The organism is Burkholderia sp. AU16482 (assembly GCF_002223285.1).
Classification (GTDB): domain Bacteria; phylum Pseudomonadota; class Gammaproteobacteria; order Burkholderiales; family Burkholderiaceae; genus Burkholderia; species Burkholderia semiarida.
Genome location: NZ_NKEY01000006.1, coordinates 632,718 through 654,283, shown reverse-complemented (window position 1 = coordinate 654,283; position 21,566 = coordinate 632,718). Strand labels below are relative to the sequence as shown.

The window sequence follows — 21,566 nt, the reverse complement described above, 5'->3', positions numbered from 1 at the left end:
GACGGCACTGCCAATTCCGCTCCGCTCATTTTCGATATGAACTGATTGCCCAATTATTCCGGAAAAAAATATAATCGTTTCAGGCCGGTCGATATTGCCGAACCGATTGCCGGAGCAGAAACAAATTACCGATTTTCCGGATACAAATTCTTACGATTCGAATTCCTCGATATAGGGCACGCCGCCCCGTTCGAGGCCTGGGCGGATCGGTTCGTTCTTCAGCGCCTCGCGGTACGCCGACAGCACGGCCATGACCAGTAGTACTGCAGCGCTCGCGATCCAATGCATGTCCATCTTGCCGCTCCTTGCATCAATCAACTGGAGCTTCAAACTATCAGAAAAAAATCGGCAAATAATTCAGGCGGCTCTCGGAACCGCTTTCAGTTCTCGATAAACCCATGATGCGGAATACCGATATTTCCGGACGAGATTTTTTTATTCATTGACGGAATTCTTGCGCATTACGATTGGATGAAACTTCCCGTCCATCCGTCGCAAGGAATCGAATCGCATGCAAGCTTTCAGCGGATCGTCTCTGGCCGCGCCGCCCGTCGCCGACCACAAGGAACACGTGATCGACGCGATGCGCGGCTTCGCGGCGCTGCTCGTCGCCTATTTCCACTGCCGCCAGGTCGTCTGGGTCGGCATGCAAAGCTTCCATCATGCTTACGGCCACGCGCTGAGCCCCGGCGCGATCGCCGGCTACCTGACCTTTCCGTTCGCGTGGGGCTCTGCCGGCGTACCGATCTTCTTCGTGATCAGCGGCTACTGCATCCACCGCAACGCGGCGCTCAAGCTAGCGGCGAACCCCGCGTACCGGCTCGACGCGCCGAACTTCTGGGTGCGCCGCTTCGCGCGCATCTACCCGGTGCTGCTCGCCGCGCTGCTGTTCACGCTCGCGCTCGACGCGGTCAGCCTGCAGATCGAGCCGGTCAGCCACAAGATCCGCGACGTCGGCGTCGTCGCGTTCCTCGTGAACCTGTTCTCGCTGCAGGGCGTCGCCGGCTATACGTACGGGTCGAACGGCGCGCTGTGGACGCTGTCGCTCGAAGTGCAGTTCTACGCGATCTACCCGCTGCTGTTCGCGCTGCGCCGGCGCATCGGCATGCCGGCTGTCGTGGCCGCGGTCGCGCTCGTCAACGTCGCGTCGGCGTGGCTGCTCGAACGGCACGACCTGCAGTTCTTCACGTCCTACTGGCTGTCCTGGACGATCGGCGCGTGGATCGCCGACGTGCGCGCGCAGCAGTCGCGCGGCACGGCCGTCGTGCCGTCGCGCGCATGGTACGTCGCGGCCGCGGTGCTGCTCGCCGCCGGCTGCGGCGCGTTCCATTTCGGCCAGTACGGCGCGTTCCAGCTGTGGTCGGCCGGCTTCGCGTGCTTCCTGTACCGCGCCCTCGCCCGCCCGCCGCGCGCCACGCCGCCGCTGCGCGTGCTGAGCTGGTTCGGCGACTTCAGCTACTCGCTGTATCTCGTCCACCTGCCGCTGTTCGTCTGCCTCGGCTCGGTGCTGTTCCACTCCGAGCTGCAACTGTCGATCTGGCCGTCGTTCGCGTTCATGGCCGTCGCGATTCCGGTGGCGTACCTGTTCTACCGGATGTTCGAACGGCCGGCGATGATGTGGTCGGCCAGCTTCAAGCCGACCCGCACCGCCCGCGTCGTCGCGTCGACGCCCGAACAGGCGGCCTGACGCCGGGCGGCCGGCCCGTCCGGCTCCGGAGCCCTCGCGCGGCGTCCCGCCGCTCGGGGGCTTTTTCACGGCTGGCACGCGGTTGCAGGCCGGCTCGACAAGGGACCGGCAGCCTGCCGCGCGCCGACCGCGCCACGGCCCGCGCAAGCCGCCGGTGCGCGGTTTCCTCGGTACGACTGCGACGGTGTCCTGCTCGCGTCACGTTGCCGACGGCCCGCTCCCGTTCCGGATGACGATCGGCCGCGATCACGCCGACTCGGACTCGGGCTCGAGCCCGCCAGCCCGCCCCAACCACGCGCCTCGCCCGCCGAAAGACGAAGCCCCCGCACGGCACGACGCCGCACGGAGGCTCGTTTCCCGCCGGCGCGCGCCGGCTGCTATTTCTTCGCTTTCGCGGCCCGGGCGGCCTTCGCCGTATCGGAGAGAATCTTCTCGACCCGCTCCACGTAGGTTTCGGTCCCGAACCGCCGCACCGCGGTCGCGCGCCCGCTCGCGACGAGCCGCTCGCGCAGTGCGCCGTCGCGCTTGAGCGCCGCCAGCGCATCGGCCAGCGCGGCCGCGTTGCCCGGCTCGCAGAGCAGCCCGTTGTCGCCGTCCTCGATGATCTCGACGACGCCGCCCGCACGCGCCGCGACGACGGGTCGGCGCGCGAGCATCCCCTCGACGATCACCCGCCCGAACGGTTCGGGCGTGATCGACGTATGCGCGACGACGTCGACGGCCGTCATGCACGCGGCCACGTCGCGCTGGAATCCGAGGAAATGCACGCGCTCGTCCATCCCGTGCTGCGCGACGTATTCGTGCAGTTGCGCCGCATAGTCGTCCTCGCCGAACAGCGGCGCGCCGACCAGCACCACGTGCATGTCCGGATGCCGCGCGGCGGCCTCCAGCAGCACGTGCTGCCCCTTCCAGCGCGCGAGCCGGCTGAACGAACCGACCAGCCATGCGTCCGTCGGCAACCCGAGGCGCGCGCGCAGCGCCGCCTGGCTCACGCCTTCCAGCGCATCGAACGGTTCGGCCGAGATGCCGTTGAACACGACGTCGACGTGCTGCGGCGTGAAGCCCGTCAGCGCGCGGAACGCCTGCGCGGATGCATCGGAGTTCGCGATCACGCGCGTGACGCCGAGCCGCGCGCAGTACTTGATCGCCTGCAACTGCTTGCCGCCGAAATGGTCGGCGCTGACGATGTCGCGCAAATGCCAGACCACCGGCTTGCGCGCGAGCCGCCCGGCAAGCGCGGCGACCACCATCGCGCGTTGCGTGTTCGCGTAGATCACCTCCGCGCGGCGCGCGCGCCGGGCCACGTCGCGCACGAGCCGCACGAGCTGCTTCACCGCGCCGAACGACACGCCGCCCTGCTTGCGCACGCCCGCGAGCGCGCCTTGGTCGACCACGTCGACGCGTGCGCCGATCTCGTCGAGCGCCGCGCGGAACGGGCCGTCGTCGAACAGCAGCACGTCGGCGTTCGCGCGCATGTGCTTCATGATCTCGAGCAGCGACAGCTCGGCGCCGCCGAGCACGCCGCTCTGATCGAGCACGAGCGTCGCCGGGCCGCGCGCGGCCGGCATCGGCGCGGCCGTGCCGCGCCGCGCGGTCGAGCCGGGCAGCGCTTGCTCCACGTAGTCGAGGAAGCGCTGCCGGAACGTGTCGGCGGAAAACCGCTCCGCGTTCGCGCGGCACGCGTTGGGCGTGAAGCGCTGCGGCGCGCGCTCGAAATCGTCGACGGCCGCGACGATCGCGTGCGGCGTCTGTTCGTCGAAGAACAGGCCGGTCGGGTTCAGGTTCGACTGCGGGTCGAGCACGGTTTCGAGCGCACCGCCCTTGCCGTACGCGATGACCGGCGTGCCGCACGCCTGCGCCTCGACGACCGAGATCCCGAAATCCTCCTCGGCCGCGAACACGAACGCCTTCGCGCGCCGCATCCGGTCGTGCAGCACCGCGAACGGCTGATAGCCCATGATCTCGACGTTCGGGCCGGCCTTCGCGCGGATTTTCTGCATCTCGGGGCCGTCGCCGATCACGACGAGCTTGCGCTCGGGCGTGCGCGAAAACGCTTCGACGATCAGGTCGATCTTCTTGTACGGCACCATCCGCGACGCGGTGAGGTAGAAGTCCTCCTTCGCCGCGTTCAGCGAGAACGCGTCGACGTCGACCGGCGGGAAGATCACCGCGGCGTCGCGGTGGTAGACCTTCTTGATGCGCCGCGCGATGAACGCGGAATTCGCGACGAAGCCGTCCACCGCGTTCGCGGTGCGCGTATCCCAGTTGCGGATGTAATGGAGAATCATCCGCGCGAGCAGCGATTTCGGCCCGTGCGTGAGATTCGACTGTTCCAGATACTGGTGCTGCAGGTCCCACGCATAGCGGATCGGCGAATGCACGTAGCTGATGTGCACCTGGTCCGGCCCGGTCAGCACGCCCTTCGCGACCGCGTGGCTGCTCGAGATCACGAGGTCGTACTCGGACACGTCGAGCTGCTCGATCGCGAGCGGCATCAGCGGCAGGTAGCTGCGGTACTTGGTGCGCGCGAACGGCAGCTTCTGGATGAACGACGTCGTCACCGGCTTGCCGCGCACGAACGCGCGGTCGTCGAGGAAATCGACGAGGCTGAACAGGTCCGCGTCGGGAAAGCACGCGACGATCTGTTCGAGCACGCGCTCGGCGCCCGCGTAGGTGACGAGCCAGTCGTGGACGATCGCCACGCGCAGCGCACGCGCCGGCTGCCGCGCGCCGGCCCGTTCGGCCGGCACCGCGCGGTGCAGCGCGGCGGCGTCGCCCGCGTGGGCCACGGCGGCGTCGGCCGTGGCGAGATTCAGGACGGCGTGTTCCGCCAGATCGCGATTCATGCAGTTCTCCTCGCATTGAGACGGACGAACAGGTCGCGCACGAGTGCACGCAATCCCGGCGTCATCGTGAGCGACCACGCAACGTTCAGCACCAGCACGATCGCGCACAGGCCGATCGACTGGACCAGCCCCGGCCACGCTTGCGCCAGAAACAGGCTAGCGAGCAGGAAGGCGAGATGGGCGAGCATGTCGAGCACGATCGCGCGCATCCGGATCGCCGACAGATACAGCAGCACGCCGTAGTCGACGAGCGCGCGCGCCGCGACGACCACCGCCGCGCCGATCAGCCCGAAGTGATGAATGCCGAGCCACAGGCCGCCGACGAAGAACGGCATCTCGACGAGCCCGGCGAATGCCGCGCGGGCCGGGTTGACCTGCGATTGGATCAGGATGCGTGTGACGCTCGCCTGCCCGACGAGCCATACGCTGATCACGAGCACGCGGCCGACCGGCGCCGAATGCGCGGCGAGATCGGCGCCGACCCACAGCGTGAGGAACGGCGCGAGCGCGAAGATCGCGACGATGCCGACCGGCGTGAACACGCCGTTCAGGAATTCGAGCGACTGGCGCGCGAGGGTATCCGCGTGATCGCGGCCGACCGCCGACAGGCGCGGAAACAGCGTGCGCACCAGTGCGTTCGGCAGCATGTTCAGGCGCGTGACGAGGTTCTGCGGCACCGTGTAGTAGGTGACGAACTTCGCGCCCATGCCGGCGCCGAGCATCACGCGGTCGAGCGTGTCGGCGATCATGCTGGTCGTGCTCGCGATCAGCATCCAGCCGCCGAAGTTGAACAGCCCCTTCGCGGTACCCCACTGCGGCGGATCGATGCGGCGGATGCCGAGCACCTTGATGCTGGCCTGGCCGAGCATCACCGCCGCGATCAGCCGCGCGACGACGGCCGCGGCGAGCACCGTCTGCAGGTTCGGCGCGATCCACCACGCGGCGGCGAGCGGCAGCAGCTGGAACAGGAACGTGCCGATCGTCTGGTTCGTGTTGAACACGCCGAACCGTTCGGCGCCGTTGATTGCGCCGGCGAACACCCACGACACGTTTGCGAGCGGAATCGCGAGCGCGAGCCACGGCAGCGCGAGATACACCTCGTGCTGCATCGCGGCCGACACCTTCGTGAAATACGCGGTGTAGACGAACGCACCGAAATAGATCAGCAACCCGCCCGCGATGCCGGTGCCGAGATTCAGCCAGAACGCGCTCCAGAACACGCGCGCGCTTTCGTCGGCGTCGCCGCTCGCGAGCGCCTTCGAGATGTGGTTCTGCGCGGCCATGCTCATCCCGAGATCGAGGATCCCGAAATAGCCGATCAGCGTCCACACGAGGCTGACGACGCCGTAGCGTTCGACGCCGAGCGCGTGGATGTACGCGGGCACGGTCACCAGCGACACGAAGGTCGGCAGGATCAGCCCGATGAAGTTGATCGAAACGTTCTTGAGTATGCCTTTGTCCATGCTTAAGCCTTGAGTGACGTCGACGACGGCGCGCCGCCCGTCACGGTTTCCAGCGATACATCAGCACCTTGCCGCGCGCGTCTTCCTCGACGAACACGAGGTATTCGCCGTTCTCGCGCCGGAACGCGCTGATGCCGAACGGCACGTCGACCCAGCCGGAGGCCTTGCCGACCTCGGCGCCCGGGCTCATCACGCCCACTTCCTTGCCGGTTTCCTTGTCGTACACGTGGATCTTGCCGACCGGCTCCACCGTGAAGATGTAGCGGCCTTCGACCGTGATCCCGATCAGGTCGAGGATCGGCTTCGCATCGAGCTGCCATGGCAGCGCGACCTGGTAGCGCACCACCGGCGAGCCGCTCGACCACTTGTCGAAGCGCACCAGCACGCGGCCGACTTCCTTGTTGATGCCCGGCTGCGGCGGCGCGTCGGCCGTGTAGCCGGTCACGTACAGCGTGTCCGTCTGCGCGTCGTAGATCGACCGGCGCAGTTGCGTGAACGGCTGCGGCATCGGGTAGGTCGTGACCTTGTCGTACGAATAGATCGGGTTGCCGGCCTTGTCGACGCCGCCGTACTGGAAGCGGTGGATGCCGCGCACGTCGCTCGTGCGCCAGATGTCGCCCTTCGTGTCGACCCACCAGCCCCAGCCGCCCGCCTTCGCCTTGCCCGTCGTGTTGAGCTCGGACTCGTCGGCATCGATCCGGCCGTTGCCGTTCGCGTCGCGCCACAGCCAGTCGCCGCCCGGCGGCTTGTTCGGCACCTTGTCGACCGGCCGCGCGCGGCCCGCGATCAGGCCGGACGGAATCGCGACCTCGCCGTCGCGCTTCGCGTCGAAGCGGTAGATCTTCAGATGATCGGCGTACATGTCGGTCAGGTACAGGAACGTGCGGCCGTCGACGCGCCGCGCGATCGGCATGCCCGGATACTGGTCGGTGTGGAACACGGGGTCGTCCGGATACTTGAAGCGGTTCGACAGGAACCCGACGTATTTCCAGTCCTGGCCGGGCGGCTTCGACAGGTCGAGCTCGAAGCGCTTGTTGCCCGTGTACACGCTGTTCGGCCGCGCGGGGTCGAGCCACGCGCCGTCGACGAACAGCAGCCCCTGCACCTGCCAGCGCAGCTTGCCGTCCGGCGTGTAGCTTTCCAGCACCGCGCCGAGCCCCGCGCCGATCGTGTCGTGGCGCGGCCCGATCCCGTTCATCGATACGTAGACGTTGCCCGCGCGGTCGACGCCGACGCCGGTCAGCCCGTTGAAGCGCTGCGGCCCCGGGCGCCCCGGCACCGGCCCCGCGAAGATGCCGCCGCGCTCGCCGAGCGAGCCCGACTGCGCATAGCCGTTCGCGCCTTTCGAGAAGATCAGGATCTGCTGGCGCGGCCCGTTGTCCGCGACCAGCACGCGCCCTTTCGCATCGACCGCCACGTCCACCGCGTCGGTGCCTGCCGGCAGCGCCGGCGCGTCGTCGAGCTTGCGGCCGTCGGCCCGCACGTGCACGAGATGCGCGGGCCCGCCGAGCGTATCGGTCAGCAGCCACAGCGTGCCGTCGCCCGCGAGCGCGATGCGGCCCGGCTCGTGCGCGCTCCACGTGCCCTTCCGCTGCATCGTCTCCGCGTCGTACACGTCCACCGCGTCGCGCGACGGATTGGTCGCGAACAGCGTCTTGTCGTCGGCCGCGAGGCCGCCCACTTCCGCCTTCGCGTCGCCCACTTCCGAGCGCGCGGGCGCCGGCACCTCGTTCATCATCATGAAGCTGGCGGCCATTCGCGCGCGGCCGGCATCGGCGCGGCCGCCCGGCGCGACGGGCGGCGCCGCGCGAAACGGCGCGGGCTGCTTCATGTCGCCGATCGTGCGCCGCGAGATGCCGAACCATTGCTTGCCCTTGTCCGGCCAGATGCCGGGCGACTGCAGGTGGCCGCGCTCGTTGCCGACGCCGATCGCGACATACGCATACTTGCCGTTCACCGCGATCGCGTTGCCGCCGAGATTGCCCCAGCCGTGCGTGCCGCCGGCGAAGCCGAGCATCTTCCCGTCCTGGTAGACGCTCGCCTCGGCGCCGCTCTCGTCCCAAGGCGCATTCGTATACACCTTGCCGTCGGGCGTCACCGCGATCGCGCGGATGTCGATCTGCGTCCAGCTGCCGTCGCCATAGCCGAACGTGTTGCCGATCCACGAGGTCGTCGCGGGCAACACCGTTTCGGCCGGCACGGCGCTCGTCAGCAGCGCCGCGCATACCGTCACGCCAACCAGAATCAGACGTCGCAATGCGCTTCTCCAGACTCGATGCAACAACGACCGGCGCAGCCTCGGATGGCCGGCGGCTGCGCCCTGTCGCTAAATGGGTTTCAAACGTCGCGATGCAGGTTACAAGCAAAAATAATCACAAGAAATTTGGAAATATTTGGGGATGTTTCCGCCAGAAATATCGAACCGGAACAGGCAGTCAATCCGGCCCGGAAACGGCAATAACGACCGCCTTTCCCGCGCCGCCACGTAGAAAGTTCCGCCCCGCGCCGCGTCTGGCGGCCGCCCGGTGCAAATCTTTCGTCTCGCGACCGTAATAATCGGCATTCGGGTATTTGCCGTCAGATAAATGACGCGCGTTTTTTTACCGATTTCTTTTCCCTAGAATCGTTTTCGATTCCCTATTTCATTTAAAGGCATGCAATACGTACACGCATCGGATGCGGGTCGTGAAGGAGCCGCGCGATGACGGCCCTGTCGCGCCCCGCCGACCTCGCCCCGCCGCAACACGGCCGCATCGTGCAGCTCGACGGACTGCGCGCGATCGCCGTGGGCGCCGTGTTCCTGCAGCACGCGCTGAAGGCGCCGCTGTGGATGGGCGTCGATCTGTTCTTCGTGCTGAGCGGGTTGCTGATCACCGGCATCCTGCTCGATCGCAAGGCGCGCGGGCAGTCGTACTTCAGCCACTTCTACGCACGCCGCATGCGCCGGATCCTGCCGCCGTACGTGCTGCTGCTGGCGGTGTCGACGCTGCTGTTCGGCGCGAGCTGGCTGCCGCACTGGCCGTGGTTCGCGTTCTTCTCGACCAATATCGGGCTGTCGCTCGGCAGCATCGGCCATGACAGCCTGAACGTGCTGTGGTCGCTCGCGGTCGAGGAGCAGTTCTACATCTTCTGGCCGTTCGTCGTGCTGTGGTGCTCGGAGCGCGCGCTGCTGTGGGTCGCCGCCGCGCTGATCGTCGCGGCGCCGGTGCTGCGCGCGATCGCGACGCCGTGGTTCGATTCGTTCTGGCCGATCTACTACCTGACGCCGTTCCGGATGGACCTGCTCGCGGCCGGCGCGTTGCTCGCGATCGTGCTGCGCCGCGACCGGCGCGCGCTGGAGCCGTTCTATCCGCTCGCGATCGTCGGCGCGCTCGTGTCGCTCGCGATCCTCGGCTGGCTGCACCTGTCGTTCCCGCGCTTTCGCGCCGCGAACACGCCGCTGTCGAACGCGGCGCTCTACAGCATCTCGCTGCTGCTGTGCACGTCGATCGTCGTGATCGCGCTGCGCGGGCGCGGCCTCGTGCAACGCGTGCTGACGAACCCGATGCTCGTCTACGTCGGCACCGTCAGCTACACCGTCTACCTGATCCACCTGAGCGTGCTGTACGCGCTGTGGCCGCTGCACCTGAACCGTTTCGTCACGGCCGCGCTGGCGCTTGCGATCACGCTCGCGTACGCGACCCTGAGCTGGTACGGCTTCGAACGGCGCCTGACGCGCGGGCCCGCGCGCCGCGCGCTGCCGGCCGCCGCCGGCACGACCGCCTGAATCTCATCATCCATCGCTTCTACCAGGACAACGCCATGAGCCAAACGCGTAAAAAGGCCATCATCACCGGAATTTCGGGGCAAGACGGTGCGTACCTGACCAAACTGCTGCTCGACAAGGGCTACGAAGTCACCGGCACCTATCGCCGCACCAGCTCGGTGAATTTCTGGCGCATCGCCGAGCTCGGCGTCGACACGCACCCGAACCTGACGCTCGTCGAACACGACCTGACCGACGCGGGCTCGAGCCTGCGCCTGCTCGAACGCACGCAGCCGGACGAGCTCTACAACCTGGCCGCGCAAAGCTTCGTCGGCGTGTCGTTCGACCAGCCGGCGACCACCGCCGAAGTGACCGGCATCGGCCCGCTGAACCTGCTCGAGGCGATTCGGGTCGTGAGCCCGAAGACCCGCTATTACCAGGCGTCGACGTCCGAGATGTTCGGCAAGGTGCAGGCGATCCCGCAAACGGAAACCACCGCGTTCTACCCGCGCAGCCCCTACGGCGTCGCGAAGCTGTACGCGCACTGGATGACCGTGAACTACCGCGAGTCGTACGGCCTGTTCGGCAGCAGCGGGATCCTGTTCAACCACGAATCGCCGCTGCGCGGCCGCGAATTCGTCACGCGCAAGATCACCGACACGGTCGCGAAGATCCGGCTCGGCAAGGCGACCCGGCTCGAGCTCGGCAATCTCGACGCGAAACGCGACTGGGGCTTCGCGCTCGAATACGTCGAAGGCATGTGGCGCATGCTGCAGGCCGACGAGCCCGACACCTACGTGCTGGCGACCAACCGCACCGAAACCGTGCGCGACTTCGTGCGGATGGCGTTCGCGGCGGCCGGCTACCAGCTCGAATGGACCGGCAAGGGCGAGCAGGAGCGCGGCCTCGACGCATCGACCGGCAACGTGCTCGTCGAAGTGAACCCGAAGTTCTACCGCCCCGCGGAAGTCGACTTGCTGATCGGCTGCGCGGACAAGGCGAAAAGCAAACTCGGCTGGGAACCGAAGACGACGCTCGAACAACTTTGCCAGATGATGGTCGAAGCGGATTTGACGCGGAATCAACACCATGACACGTTCTGAGGCCGGGCGTCCGTCGCGCCGTGCATTCGTCACGGGCCTGACGGGCTTCACCGGCCGCTACATGGTCGAACGCCTGCAGGCTGCCGGCTACGACGTCTGGGGCACGGTCGCGCCCGGCACGCCCGGCCCCGCCGATCCGGCGTTCGCGCACTGCACGCTGCTGCCCGTCGACCTGCTCGACGCGCAGGCCATGCGCGCGGCCGCGGCCGACGCGCGGCCCGACGCGGTCGTGCATCTGGCCGCGCGCGCGCATGTCGCGCAGGACGAGCCGTCGCAGACCTACGCGGTCAACATCGTCGGCACGCGCAACCTGCTGGCCGCGCTCGACGGCCTCGACCGCCGCCCGTCGGCGGTGCTGCTCGCAAGCAGCGCGAACGTCTACGGCAACTCGACGGCCGGCGTGCTCGACGAAACCGTCGCGCCGGCCCCGGCGAACGACTACGCGGTCAGCAAGCTCGCAATGGAATATGCGGCGAAGCTGTGGGCCGACCGGCTGCCGATCGTGATCGCGCGGCCGTTCAACTACACGGGTGTCGGCCAGAGCGATGCGTATCTGCTGCCGAAGCTCGTCGCGCACTTTGCGGGCAACGCGCCGCGGATCTCGCTCGGCAATCTCAACGTGAGCCGCGATTTCTCCGACGTGCGCGACGTGACGGCCGCCTATCTGAAGCTGATCGAAGCCGCGCCGGCCGGCGAGACGTTCAACGTCTGTTCGGAGCGCGCGTATTCGCTGAAGGAAGTGCTGGCGATGCTGTCGCGCATCGCCGGCTACGTGATCGACGTGACGATCGATCCGCGCTTCGTGCGGCACAACGAAGTGAAGCGCCTGAGCGGGTCGCGCGACAAGCTGCGGCGCGCGGTGGGCGAACTGCCGATCACGCCGCTCGACGAAACGCTGCGCTGGATGGTGGACGCGATGCGTGCCGCGCCGCCCGCGCACGCCGCGGGCTGAACGTCGGCAAAACACGCGCGCAACGGCATGCGCCGAAACGACAACGGGCCGCTCTCTCGAGCGGCCCGTTTCATCGATGCCGGGCAAAAACCGGCCGTATCGCTCAGCTGTCCAGGCCGCGCGCGAGATCGTCGCGAATGTCGCCCGCGTGCTCGAGCCCGACCGCGAGGCGAATCAGCCCTTCGGTGATCCCCGCCGCCGCACGCGCTTCCGGCGTGATGCGGCCGTGCGTCGTGGTGGCCGGATGCGTGATCGTCGTGCGCGTGTCGCCGAGGTTGCCGGTAATCGACACCAGCTTCGTGTTGTCGATCACACGCCACGCGTTCGCGCGCTGCTGCTCCGGCGTGTCGCCCTTCAGCTCGAACGACACGATTGCACCGCCCGCCTTCTGCTGGCGCTTCGCGAGTTCATGCTGCGGATGCGATTCGAGGCCCGGGTAGAACACGCGCGCGACTGCCGGATGCGCGTCGAGCCAGCGCGCGATCTCCAGCGCGTTCGCCGATTGCTTCTCGACGCGCAGCGACAGCGTCTCCATCCCCTTCAGCAGCACCCACGCGTTGAACGCCGACAGCGTCGGGCCCGCGCTGCGCACGAACGGGAACACCTTGCCCATGATGAATTCCTTCGAGCCGACCAGCGCGCCGCCGAGCACGCGGCCCTGCCCGTCGAGGAATTTCGTCGCCGAGTGCATCACGACGTCCGCGCCCAGCTTCAGCGGCTGCTGCAGCACCGGGCTGCAGAAACAGTTGTCGACGACGAACAGCGCGTTCGCGGCCTTCGCGATCTTGCCGATCGCCTCGATGTCGGCGAGTTCGGTCAGCGGGTTCGACGGCGTCTCGAGGAAGAACATCTTCGTTTCCGGCCGCACGGCTTCCTGCCATGCGTTCAGGTCGGTCGGGTCGACGAAGGTCGTCGTGATCCCGAACTTGCTGAAGATCTGCGAGAACATCCCGAGCGTCGAGCCGAACAGGCTGCGCGAGCTGACGAGGTGGTCGCCCGCCTGCAGCGCGGACATCACGACCGACATGATCGCGGCCATGCCCGACGCCGTCGCGATGCACGCCTCGCCGCCCTCGAGCGCCGCGAGACGCTCCTGGAACATGGTGACGGTCGGGTTCGTGAAGCGCGAATAGGTGAAATAGTCTTCCGAATTCGCGAAGCGCTCGGCCGCGTCGGCCGCGCTCGAGAAGCAGAAGCTCGACGTGAGGAACAGCGCTTCCGAATGCTCGTTGAAGTCGCTGCGCAGCGTGCCCGCGCGCACGGCAAGCGTGTCGAAGTTGAGGGAGTCGTCCATGTTCCGTTTTCCGTATTCGATGGCCGCGCCGATGGTCATGCACGAGGCGCGGACCCGGTCAAAACCGAGGCCAAAAACAAAAAGCCCGCTATGCGTCGGCATCAGCGGGCTTCGGTGCGGTACGACAGCGATCGACTCGGGCCGGCTGCCGCCGGCCTTCGCTTTAGCTGTTTTGGGAAGTTGCCCCGCGTCCGCAAGCTGATATCAAATCGACGCAAGGCCACATCCTATCACGCCTCGATCCAAGCGCGCGCCGGCGTGAGTTACTCGACCGACAGTTGCAGGTTCATCTGCGAGCGCTCGGTATCGCTGGCCGTATCGCGATCGGCCTGCGACGCCGGCGTGAGACGCGCGCGCTCGATCGCATCGAGGTACTCGGGCGTCACGGCGCCGGTGATGTAGTTGCCGTCGAAGCACGACGCCTCGAAGCGCTCGAGCTTCGGGTTGATGTCGCGCACCGCGCGGCGCAGATCGTCGACGTCCTGATAGATCAGGTGATCGGCGCCGATGATCTTCGCGACTTCTTCGTCGGTGCGGCCGTGCGCGACGAGCTCGCCACGCGTCGGCATGTCGATGCCGTACACGTTCGGGAATTTCACGGGCGGCGCCGCCGACGCGAAGATCACCGACTTCGCACCCGCATCGCGCGCCATCTGCACGATTTCGTGCGAGGTCGTGCCGCGCACGATCGAATCGTCGACGATCAGCACGTGCTTGTCCTTGAACTCGATGCTCATCGCGTTGAGCTTCTGGCGCACCGACTTCTTGCGCACGGCCTGCCCCGGCATGATGAAGGTGCGGCCGACGTAGCGGTTCTTGAAGAAGCCTTCGCGGTACTCGACGCCGAGCTTCGCGGCGACCTGCATCGCGGCCGGGCGCGACGAATCGGGAATCGGCATCACGACGTCGATCGGCACGTTCGGCAGTTCGCGTTTGATCTTCTCGGCGAGATAGTCGCCCATGCGCAGGCGCACGTTGTACACCGGCACGCCGTCGAGGCACGAATCCGGACGGGCCAGATACACGTATTCGAACATGCACGGATTCAGCGTCGGGTTCTCCGCGCACTGCTGGCTGTGGAAGTTGCCGGCCTTGTCGATGAAGACCGCTTCGCCCGGCTCCAGGTCGCGCACGAATTCGAAACCGATGCCTTCGACCGCCACCGACTCCGACGCGACCATCCATTCGGTGCCGTGCTCGGTTTCGAGCTTGCCGATGCACAGCGGGCGGATGCCGAACGGGTCGCGGAACGCGAGCAGGCCGTAGCCGGCGATCAGCGACACGATCGCGTACGAACCCTGCAGGCGGCGATGCACGCCCGAGACCGCCTTGAACACCGACGCCGGGTCGAGCTCGAGGCCCGTGGTCGACAGTTGCAGCTCGTGCGCGAACACGTTGAGCAGCACTTCGCTGTCGGAGTTGGTGTTGATGTGCCGGCGGTCGATCCGGAACATCTCGTCCTTCAGCTGCATCCAGTTCGTCAGGTTGCCGTTGTGCGCGAGGATGATCCCGAACGGCGCGTTCACGTAGAACGGCTGCGCCTCGGCCTCGCTCGACGCCGAGCCGGCCGTCGGGTAGCGTACCTGGCCGATGCCGTAGGTGCCGGGCAGGCTGCGCATGTTGCGCGTGCGGAACACGTCGCGCACCATGCCGTTCGCCTTGTACATGTGGAAATTGCTGCCGTCCGCCGTCGCGATGCCCGCCGCGTCCTGACCGCGATGCTGCAGCAGCAGCAGGCTGTCATAGATCAGCTGATTGACAGGGGATTGGGAGATAACGCCTACGATGCCGCACATGGCATGTCCTTCAAGATGACAAAATCGGTTCCGTCCTGCCCGGCCGCGCCGTCACACGCGTACGTACTGGGCCATGCCGTCGGGCAGGAGCTGCTTCAGCTCGTGCACGCCCTGTTCGGCAAAAGGACGCAATAGCGCATTGCGCCAGAAATCCTGTTTGGGCAGTTCGGTCAGCCCGGCCGCCGCGACCAGCAGCACCACCAGCACACAGCCGCGGACGAGCCCGAACATCATGCCCAGCGAGCGGTCGACGCCGCCCAGGCCGCTCGCCTGCGCGATCCGCGACAGCAGCGCGTTCGCCACGCCGGCGACCAGCACGACGCCGATCACGAGCAACGCGAAGGCGATCACCCACTGCGTCAGCGCGCCGCCCGGCCAGTTCGCCGGAATGTACGGCACGACCAGCCCGACGTAGCGGCCCGCGATCACGACCGCCGCGATCCAGCCGATCAGCCCGAAAATCTCGGACACGAAGCCGCGCCACGCGCCGCGCAACGCCGACAACGCGATCACCGCCAATACAGCGTAGTCGAAAGCCGTCAGCATCGCACGTTACTGCGTCAGTCCGGCTTCGCGCACCTTCGCGATCGCGGCGGATGCCGCCGCACGATCCGCGAACGGGCCGGCACGCAGCAGTGTAGCCGTGCTGCCGTCGGCCTGCTTGCTGTGCTCGACATATGCGGGCACGCCCGCCGATTTCAACTTGGTGGCCCACGAACGGGCGGTCGCGGCGTCCTTGAACGAACCGAGCTGCACCGCGAAGCGCGCACCGGCCGGCGACGCCGGCGACGATGCGTCGCCGCCGTCCGGGCTCGCGGCGCCGGCATTCGCGACGGTTGCGGGCGCAGGCTTCGGCGCGGCCGGTTTCGCCGCCGGAGCGGCCGGCTTCGGCGCGGGCTTCGGCGGCGTCACGCTCGCGGTGGTGGTCGTATCGGGTTTCGCGGCCGGCTTGGCGACATCCTTCGGCGCGGGGGCGGGTGCCGGTGCGGCCGCCATGGCCGTGTCGGAGGCCGGCGGTTCGTCGTGCGCGACGCCCGCCTGCACGTCGGACACGTCGTCGTCGCGCGGCGCGACCGCCTGGTGCGCGGGCCGGTTCGGGATGTCGATCGCGATGTCGTCGGTGACCGGCTTCGGGTGCGAGTCGAGCACCATCGGCAGCACGATCACGGCGGCCACGACGAGCGCGATCGCGCCGACGAGGCGACGGCGCGCGCGTTGCTTTTCAGGAAGGGTCGGATCGAGGAGCAGTGCGTCCGATTCCGGACGCTCGGTGCGGCGCGTGCGGCGCTCGACGCGTTCAGTGCGCTCCGTGCGCACGTTCCGGGAGGCCCCGGTGCGACCGCCGCGCCGCGGGGGCGCGTCGTCGTCTTTCTTGCCGAACGAGAAAATTCCCATGAATGGCTGAGTCCGAAACTGCCCGTCAGTCAGTGTTGCTGCGATTTACGGTAGGCCAGCACGCCGGCAACCGTATGGAAACTGCCGAAAACCACGATTCTATCATTCTCGGATGCTCTTTTTAGTGCACCGCGAAACGCTTCCGCGGGCGACGCGTAACGCGTCACGCTCGAATCGGGCCCCTCCTCCACGCCGGCCTTGCGCAGCGCGGCTTCGAGCTGCTCCGCGGAGGCCGCGCGCGGCAGGGGCAGGTCGGTCACGCACCAGTGGTCGATCTCTCCCTTCAGGTGCTGCAGCACGCCGTCGATGTCCTTGTCGTGCATCGCGCCGAACACCGCGTACGTGTACGGGAAGAAGCCCATGTTGCCGAGGTTCTGCTCGAGCACGGCCGACGCATGCGGGTTGTGCGCGACGTCGAGCACGATCGCCGGCTTGCCGGGCAGCACCTGGAAGCGCCCCGGCAGCTCGACGTTCGCGAGCCCGAGCCGGATGTCCTGCGCGGACACCGGCAGCACCGGGCGCAGCGCCTCGAGCGCGGCGAGCGCGGCCGACGCGTTGATCAGCTGGTTCGCGCCGCGCAGCGCCGGATACGCGAGCGCCGGATAGCGCTTGTCGCGGCCGAGGTAGCTCCATTGCTGGCGCTCGGCCCCTGCCTGCGCCTCGTAGCGGAAATCGCGGCCGACGAGCCACAGATCGGCGCCGATCGCTTCGGCGTGGTCGACGAGCGTCTGCGGCGCGGCCGGATCGCCGCAGATCGCCGGCTTGCCCGCGCGGAAGATCCCGGCCTTCTCGAACGCAATCTTCTCGCGCGTGTCGCCGAGGTATTCGGTGTGGTCGATGTCGATGCTCGTGACGATCGCGCAATCGGTGTCGATGATGTTCACCGCATCGAGCCGGCCGCCGAGGCCGACTTCGAGGATCACCGCGTCGAGCCCGCGCGAGGCGAACAGATGCAGGATCGCGAGCGTCGTGAATTCGAAATACGTGAGCGACACGGGCTCGGCCAGCGACGTGCGCGCGGCTTCGACGGCCTCGAAGTGCGGCAGCAGTTCGTCGTCGGTCACGTTCTGCCCGTTCACGCGCGCGCGCTCGTTGAATGCGAGCAGGTGCGGCGACGTGTGGCAGCCGACCTTGTAACCCGCGCGCACGAGAATCGTCTCGAGGAACGCGCAGGTCGAGCCCTTGCCGTTCGTGCCGCCGACGGTGATCACCGGGCACGCGAATTCGAGCTGCAGCGCCGCCTTGACCTGCCCGATGCGGGTCAGGCCCATGTCGATGCCGACCGGGTGCGCGCGTTCGAGATGCGAAAGCCACGCGTCGAGAGTGGGAAATGTGCTCATCGGATCAAATCTGGATCGGTACCGCCACTACGCCAAAAAGCAAAGCGCGCCGCCTGAGAAGCCAGGCGACGCGCGGAGTCACGACGTTGCGCCGGTCAGGCCAGCGCGTCGGCCGGCTGTCGCTGCAGCAGCGCGAGCAACTGCGCGATCTCGTCGCGCATCTTGCGACGGTCGACGATCATGTCGATCGCGCCCGTCTTCAGCAGGAATTCGGCGCGCTGGAAGCCTTCCGGCAGCTTCTCGCGGACCGTCTGCTCGATCACGCGCGGGCCGGCGAAGCCGATCAGCGCCTTCGGCTCCGCGATCACGACGTCGCCGAGGAACGCGAAGCTCGCCGACACGCCGCCCATCGTCGGGTCGGTCAGCACCGAGATGAACGGCAGCTTCGCTTCGGCCAGCTTGGTCAGCATCGCGGTGGTCTTGGCCATCTGCATCAGCGACAGCAGGCTTTCCTGCATCCGTGCGCCGCCCGATGCCGTGAAGCAGATGAACGGCACGTGCTGCTCCAGCGCGTTCTGCGCACCGCGCGCGAAGCGCTCGCCGACGACCGAACCCATCGAGCCGCCCATGAACGAGAACTCGAAGCACGCTGCCACGACCGGCAGCGTGTGGATCGCGCCGCCCATCACGACCATCGCGTCGGTCTCGCCGGTTTCGTCCATCGCTTCCTTCAGACGATCGGGGTACTTGCGGCTGTCCTTGAACTTCAGCGAGTCGACCGGCACGACCTCCTGGCCGATCTCGTAGCGGCCTTCCGGATCGAGCAGCCCGTCGAGGCGCTCGCGCGCGCCGATGCGCATGTGGTGATCGCACTTCGGGCACACGTGCAGGTTCGCGTCCACGTCGTTGCGATAGAGAACGGCCTCGCAGGACGGGCACTTGACCCACAGGCCTTCCGGAATGCCCTTGCGGCTTTTCGGGTCGGTCTGCTTGATCTTCGGCGGCAACAGTTTGTCGAGCCAGCTCATCGTATGGTTTCCTGTTCCGTGGCGGGGCGGGCCGACGCGGCCCGTTCCCGCTTCCTGTGTTGTGTTTATCGCGCCGTGTTGCCGGCACCGTCCAGGGCGGCGCGCAGCTCGGCGATGAACGTCTTCAGCGCGGCGGCGGCACCTTCCGGCGCGGCGCTCTCGAGCAGTTGCACGAGGCGGCTGCCGATCACGACGGCGTCCGACACTTCGGCCACCGCACGCGCCGTTTCGGCGTCGCGGATACCGAAGCCGACGCCCACCGGAACCGGCACGCGCGACTTGATGGCCGGGATTTTACCTGCAATGCTCGAAACATCCAGATTTCCCGCGCCGGTCACGCCCTTGAGCGACACGTAATACACGTAGCCGCTCGCGATCTTGCCGACGTCGGCGATGCGTTCGTCGGTCGACGTGGGCGCGAGCAGGAAGATCGGATCGATCTGCGCGGCCCGCATCTTTTCGGCGAACACGCCCGCCTCTTCCGGCGGATAGTCGACCACCAGCACGCCGTCGACGCCGGCCGCGTGCGCTTCGGCCGCGAACGCGTCGACACCCATCCGTTCGATCGGGTTCGCATAGCCCATCAGCACGACGGGGGTTTTGGGGTCGGTTTCGCGAAAACGCTTCACGTCGGCGAGCACGCTCTTCAACGTGACGCCGCGCGCGAGCGCGCGCTCCGACGAGCGCTGGATCACCGGGCCGTCGGCCATCGGGTCCGAGAACGGCACGCCGAGCTCGATCACGTCCGCGCCGCCGGCGGCGAGCGCGTGCATGAATTCGACGGTTTTCGCGGGGTCCGGGTCGCCGGCCGTGATGAACGGGATCAGGCCCTTACGGCCTTGTTCGGCGAGCGCGGCGAAGGTCTGCTGAATACGGGACATGGCAATTTTCCTCAGTGCATTCGGCGGCGGCGCGATTCACGCGCACGCCGGCGCGGCGAGCGCGCTCACGCGCTCGTGCGCGATCGCACAATAGCTTTCGTTGATCTCGTAGCCGACGAAGTCGCGCCCCTGCCGTGCGCAGGCCACCGCGGTCGTGCCGCTGCCCATGAACGGATCGAGCACGCGGCCGCCCGGCGGGCAGCTTGCGAGCACCATCCGCTCGATGATTTCCAGCGGCTTCTGGGTCGGATGATCGACGCGCTCCGCGTGCTGCCGGTGCAGGCGCGAGACCGACCAGACGTCCTTCGGGTTGTAGCCCATCTCCAGCCACTTGCTGCCTTCGAACAGCTTGCGCGAGCGGGCCTTCTTCGTGTCGGCGTCGTACGGGATGCGGACCGGATCGAGATCGAAGTAATACGCTTTGGAAACCGCGAAAAAGCCGATGTTGTCGTGCACCGACGTGAAACGGCGCGTCGTGCCGCCCATGCTCGGCACGCGCCGGTCCCAGATGATCTCGTTGACCATCGTGAGTTGCGTCTTCAGGAAACTGAAGATTTCCGGCGCGTACTGCCACGTGCAGAAGATGTACATCGACCCGCTCGGCTTCAGCTTCGGAATCGCGAGTTCGAGCCACTCGCGCGTCCACGCGAGGAAATCGTCGCCCGAACGCTTGTCCGAATCGTTGCCGTAGTCCTTGCCGAGCCCGTACGGCGGATCGGCGACGATCAGGTCGATCGACGCATCCGGCAAGTGCGCGGCATCGGTCAGGAAATCGCGGTTGTGCAGTTCGATACCGGGCGGCAGCGCGCGCGGCACGGCGGCCGGCTGAACCGCCTCCGCCTCGCTCGCGGCGCCGCCGCCCGGTTCTTCGATCAGGTCACGCATCGTTCGGGGTCAGAGCGCGATGCCCGATCGCTCGGCGACCGTGTGCATGTCCTTGTCGCCGCGGCCCGACAGGTTGACGAGCAGGATCTTGTCCTTCGGCAACGTCGGCGCGAGCTTCACGCCATACGCGATCGCGTGGCTCGACTCGAGCGCGGGAATGATCCCCTCGATCCGGCAGCAGTCGTGGAACGCCTTCAACGCTTCCGCGTCGGTGATCGGCACGTACTGCGCGCGGCCGCTGTCCTTCAGCCATGCGTGCTCGGGGCCGACGCCCGGATAGTCGAGGCCCGCCGACACCGAATGCGTCTCGATGATCTGGCCGTTGTCGTCCTGCAGCAGGTACGTGCGATTGCCGTGCAGCACGCCCGGGCTGCCGGCGATCAGCGACGCCGCGTGATGGCCCGTGTCGAGGCCGTCGCCGGCCGCTTCGACGCCGATCAGCTGCACCGACGTATCGTCGATGTACGGATAGAAAATGCCCATCGCGTTCGACCCGCCGCCGACGCAGGCGATCACCGCGTCGGGCTGCCGGCCCGCGAGCTCGGGCATCTGCACCTTGCACTCGTCGCCGATCACGCGCTGGAAGTCGCGCACCATCATCGGGTACGGGTGCGGGCCCGCGACCGTGCCGATGATGTAGAACGTGCTTTCGATGTTCGTGACCCAGTCGCGCATCGCTTCGTTCAGCGCGTCCTTCAGCGTGCGCGAACCCGATTCGACCGGCACGACCGTCGCGCCCAGCAGCTTCATCCGGTACACGTTCGCGGCCTGTCGGCGCACGTCCTCGGCGCCCATGTAGACGACGCACTCCATCCCGAAGCGCGCGCAGATGGTCGCGGTCGCGACGCCGTGCTGGCCGGCGCCCGTTTCCGCGATCACGCGCTTCTTGCCCATGCGCTTCGCGAGCAGCGCCTGGCCGATCACGTTGTTGATCTTGTGCGCGCCCGTGTGGTTCAGGTCTTCACGCTTCAGGTAGATCTGCGCGCCGCCGAGCGTCTCGCTCCAGCGCTGCGCGTGGTAGATCGGCGACGGACGGCCGACGAAATGCTTCAGCTCGCGCTCGAATTCGGCGACGAAATCGGGATCGTTCTGGAACTTTTCATACGCCGCGCGCAATTCGTCCAGCGCGTGAATCAGCGTCTCGGCGACGAACACGCCGCCATACGGGCCGAAATGGCCACGATCATCAGGAAGGTTGTACATGGTGTCTC

General features: G+C 67.3%; 17 protein-coding genes. 4 read left to right on the top strand and 13 right to left on the bottom strand.

Annotated features, from left to right (window positions below; genetic code table 11):
• Positions 1 to 150: 150 nt before the first annotated feature.
• Entirely contained in the window at positions 151 to 294 is a 144-nt protein-coding gene (locus tag CFB35_RS35040; protein WP_006479318.1) for a hypothetical protein, read from the bottom strand.
• A gap of 217 nt (positions 295 to 511) precedes the next feature.
• Between CFB35_RS35040 and CFB35_RS20295 the strand changes: the two genes are divergently transcribed.
• Positions 512 to 1,687, top strand: a complete 1,176-nt coding sequence (locus CFB35_RS20295; RefSeq protein ID WP_060311219.1) for an acyltransferase — start codon at positions 512 to 514, stop codon at positions 1,685 to 1,687.
• 377 nt (positions 1,688 to 2,064) lie between these two features.
• Here the strand turns inward: CFB35_RS20295 and CFB35_RS20290 are convergent, their stop codons facing one another.
• Genes CFB35_RS20290 through CFB35_RS20280 form a run of 3 tightly spaced genes read right to left on the bottom strand, consistent with a single transcriptional unit; the run spans position 2,065 to position 8,253 of the window.
• Positions 2,065 to 4,533, bottom strand: coding sequence for a glycosyltransferase family 4 protein (locus CFB35_RS20290; RefSeq protein WP_179231768.1), 2,469 nt, complete (start codon positions 4,531 to 4,533; stop codon positions 2,065 to 2,067).
• Entirely contained in the window at positions 4,530 to 5,996 is a 1,467-nt protein-coding gene (locus tag CFB35_RS20285) for a flippase (protein WP_059582726.1), read from the bottom strand. The genes CFB35_RS20290 and CFB35_RS20285 overlap by 4 nt, the downstream gene beginning before the upstream one ends.
• A gap of 40 nt (positions 5,997 to 6,036) precedes the next feature.
• Complete coding sequence (locus CFB35_RS20280; protein WP_089465488.1) at positions 6,037 to 8,253, bottom strand: hypothetical protein; 2,217 nt, start codon at positions 8,251 to 8,253, stop codon at positions 6,037 to 6,039.
• A 444-nt stretch (positions 8,254 to 8,697) separates the two neighbouring features.
• Here CFB35_RS20280 and CFB35_RS20270 point away from each other — a divergent pair, with 444 nt between their 5' ends.
• Genes CFB35_RS20270 through CFB35_RS20260 form a run of 3 tightly spaced genes read left to right on the top strand, consistent with a single transcriptional unit; the run spans position 8,698 to position 11,796 of the window.
• Positions 8,698 to 9,762, top strand: coding sequence for an acyltransferase (locus CFB35_RS20270; protein WP_060009485.1), 1,065 nt, complete (start codon positions 8,698 to 8,700; stop codon positions 9,760 to 9,762).
• Between the two features lie 35 nt (positions 9,763 to 9,797).
• On the top strand, positions 9,798 to 10,844 hold the full coding sequence (gene gmd, locus CFB35_RS20265; RefSeq protein ID WP_059639179.1) for a GDP-mannose 4,6-dehydratase: 1,047 nt from the start codon (positions 9,798 to 9,800) through the stop codon (positions 10,842 to 10,844).
• Positions 10,831 to 11,796, top strand: a complete 966-nt coding sequence (locus tag CFB35_RS20260; protein ID WP_060009488.1) for an NAD-dependent epimerase/dehydratase family protein — start codon at positions 10,831 to 10,833, stop codon at positions 11,794 to 11,796. The genes gmd and CFB35_RS20260 overlap by 14 nt, the downstream gene beginning before the upstream one ends.
• 103 nt (positions 11,797 to 11,899) lie before the next feature.
• On the opposite strand, the gene CFB35_RS20255 is transcribed toward CFB35_RS20260, so the two are convergent.
• From CFB35_RS20255 to trpB, 9 genes are all read right to left on the bottom strand, one after another.
• Positions 11,900 to 13,090, bottom strand: coding sequence for an O-succinylhomoserine sulfhydrylase (locus CFB35_RS20255; protein ID WP_059583129.1), 1,191 nt, complete (start codon positions 13,088 to 13,090; stop codon positions 11,900 to 11,902).
• Positions 13,091 to 13,353: 263 nt separating this feature from the next.
• A complete protein-coding gene (purF, locus tag CFB35_RS20250) occupies positions 13,354 to 14,886 on the bottom strand; it encodes an amidophosphoribosyltransferase (protein ID WP_059582739.1) in 1,533 nt (510 codons plus the stop codon).
• Between the two features lie 51 nt (positions 14,887 to 14,937).
• Positions 14,938 to 15,432: a CvpA family protein gene (locus CFB35_RS20245; protein ID WP_059582742.1), complete on the bottom strand. Its 495-nt coding sequence runs from the start codon at positions 15,430 to 15,432 to the stop codon at positions 14,938 to 14,940.
• A gap of 6 nt (positions 15,433 to 15,438) precedes the next feature.
• A complete protein-coding gene (locus tag CFB35_RS20240) occupies positions 15,439 to 16,281 on the bottom strand; it encodes an SPOR domain-containing protein (RefSeq protein WP_059582744.1) in 843 nt (280 codons plus the stop codon).
• A 29-nt stretch (positions 16,282 to 16,310) separates the two neighbouring features.
• Positions 16,311 to 17,621, bottom strand: coding sequence for a bifunctional tetrahydrofolate synthase/dihydrofolate synthase (gene folC, locus CFB35_RS20235; RefSeq protein ID WP_059582747.1), 1,311 nt, complete (start codon positions 17,619 to 17,621; stop codon positions 16,311 to 16,313).
• A gap of 95 nt (positions 17,622 to 17,716) precedes the next feature.
• Positions 17,717 to 18,589, bottom strand: a complete 873-nt coding sequence (gene accD, locus CFB35_RS20230; RefSeq protein WP_040139428.1) for an acetyl-CoA carboxylase, carboxyltransferase subunit beta — start codon at positions 18,587 to 18,589, stop codon at positions 17,717 to 17,719.
• Positions 18,590 to 18,654: 65 nt separating this feature from the next.
• Positions 18,655 to 19,470 carry a tryptophan synthase subunit alpha gene (gene trpA / locus CFB35_RS20225; protein ID WP_059582749.1) on the bottom strand — a complete coding sequence of 272 codons (816 nt, stop codon included), beginning with the start codon at positions 19,468 to 19,470 and terminating at the stop codon, positions 18,655 to 18,657.
• A 36-nt stretch (positions 19,471 to 19,506) separates the two neighbouring features.
• The gene (locus CFB35_RS20220) at positions 19,507 to 20,355 is read right to left on the bottom strand and encodes a site-specific DNA-methyltransferase (protein WP_059582750.1); all 849 of its coding nucleotides are present in this window, start codon (positions 20,353 to 20,355) and stop codon (positions 19,507 to 19,509) included.
• Positions 20,356 to 20,364: 9 nt separating this feature from the next.
• Positions 20,365 to 21,558 (bottom strand): tryptophan synthase subunit beta, encoded by a 1,194-nt coding sequence (gene trpB, locus CFB35_RS20215; RefSeq protein WP_059582753.1) that lies wholly within the window; start codon positions 21,556 to 21,558, stop codon positions 20,365 to 20,367.
• Positions 21,559 to 21,566 lie beyond the last annotated feature (8 nt).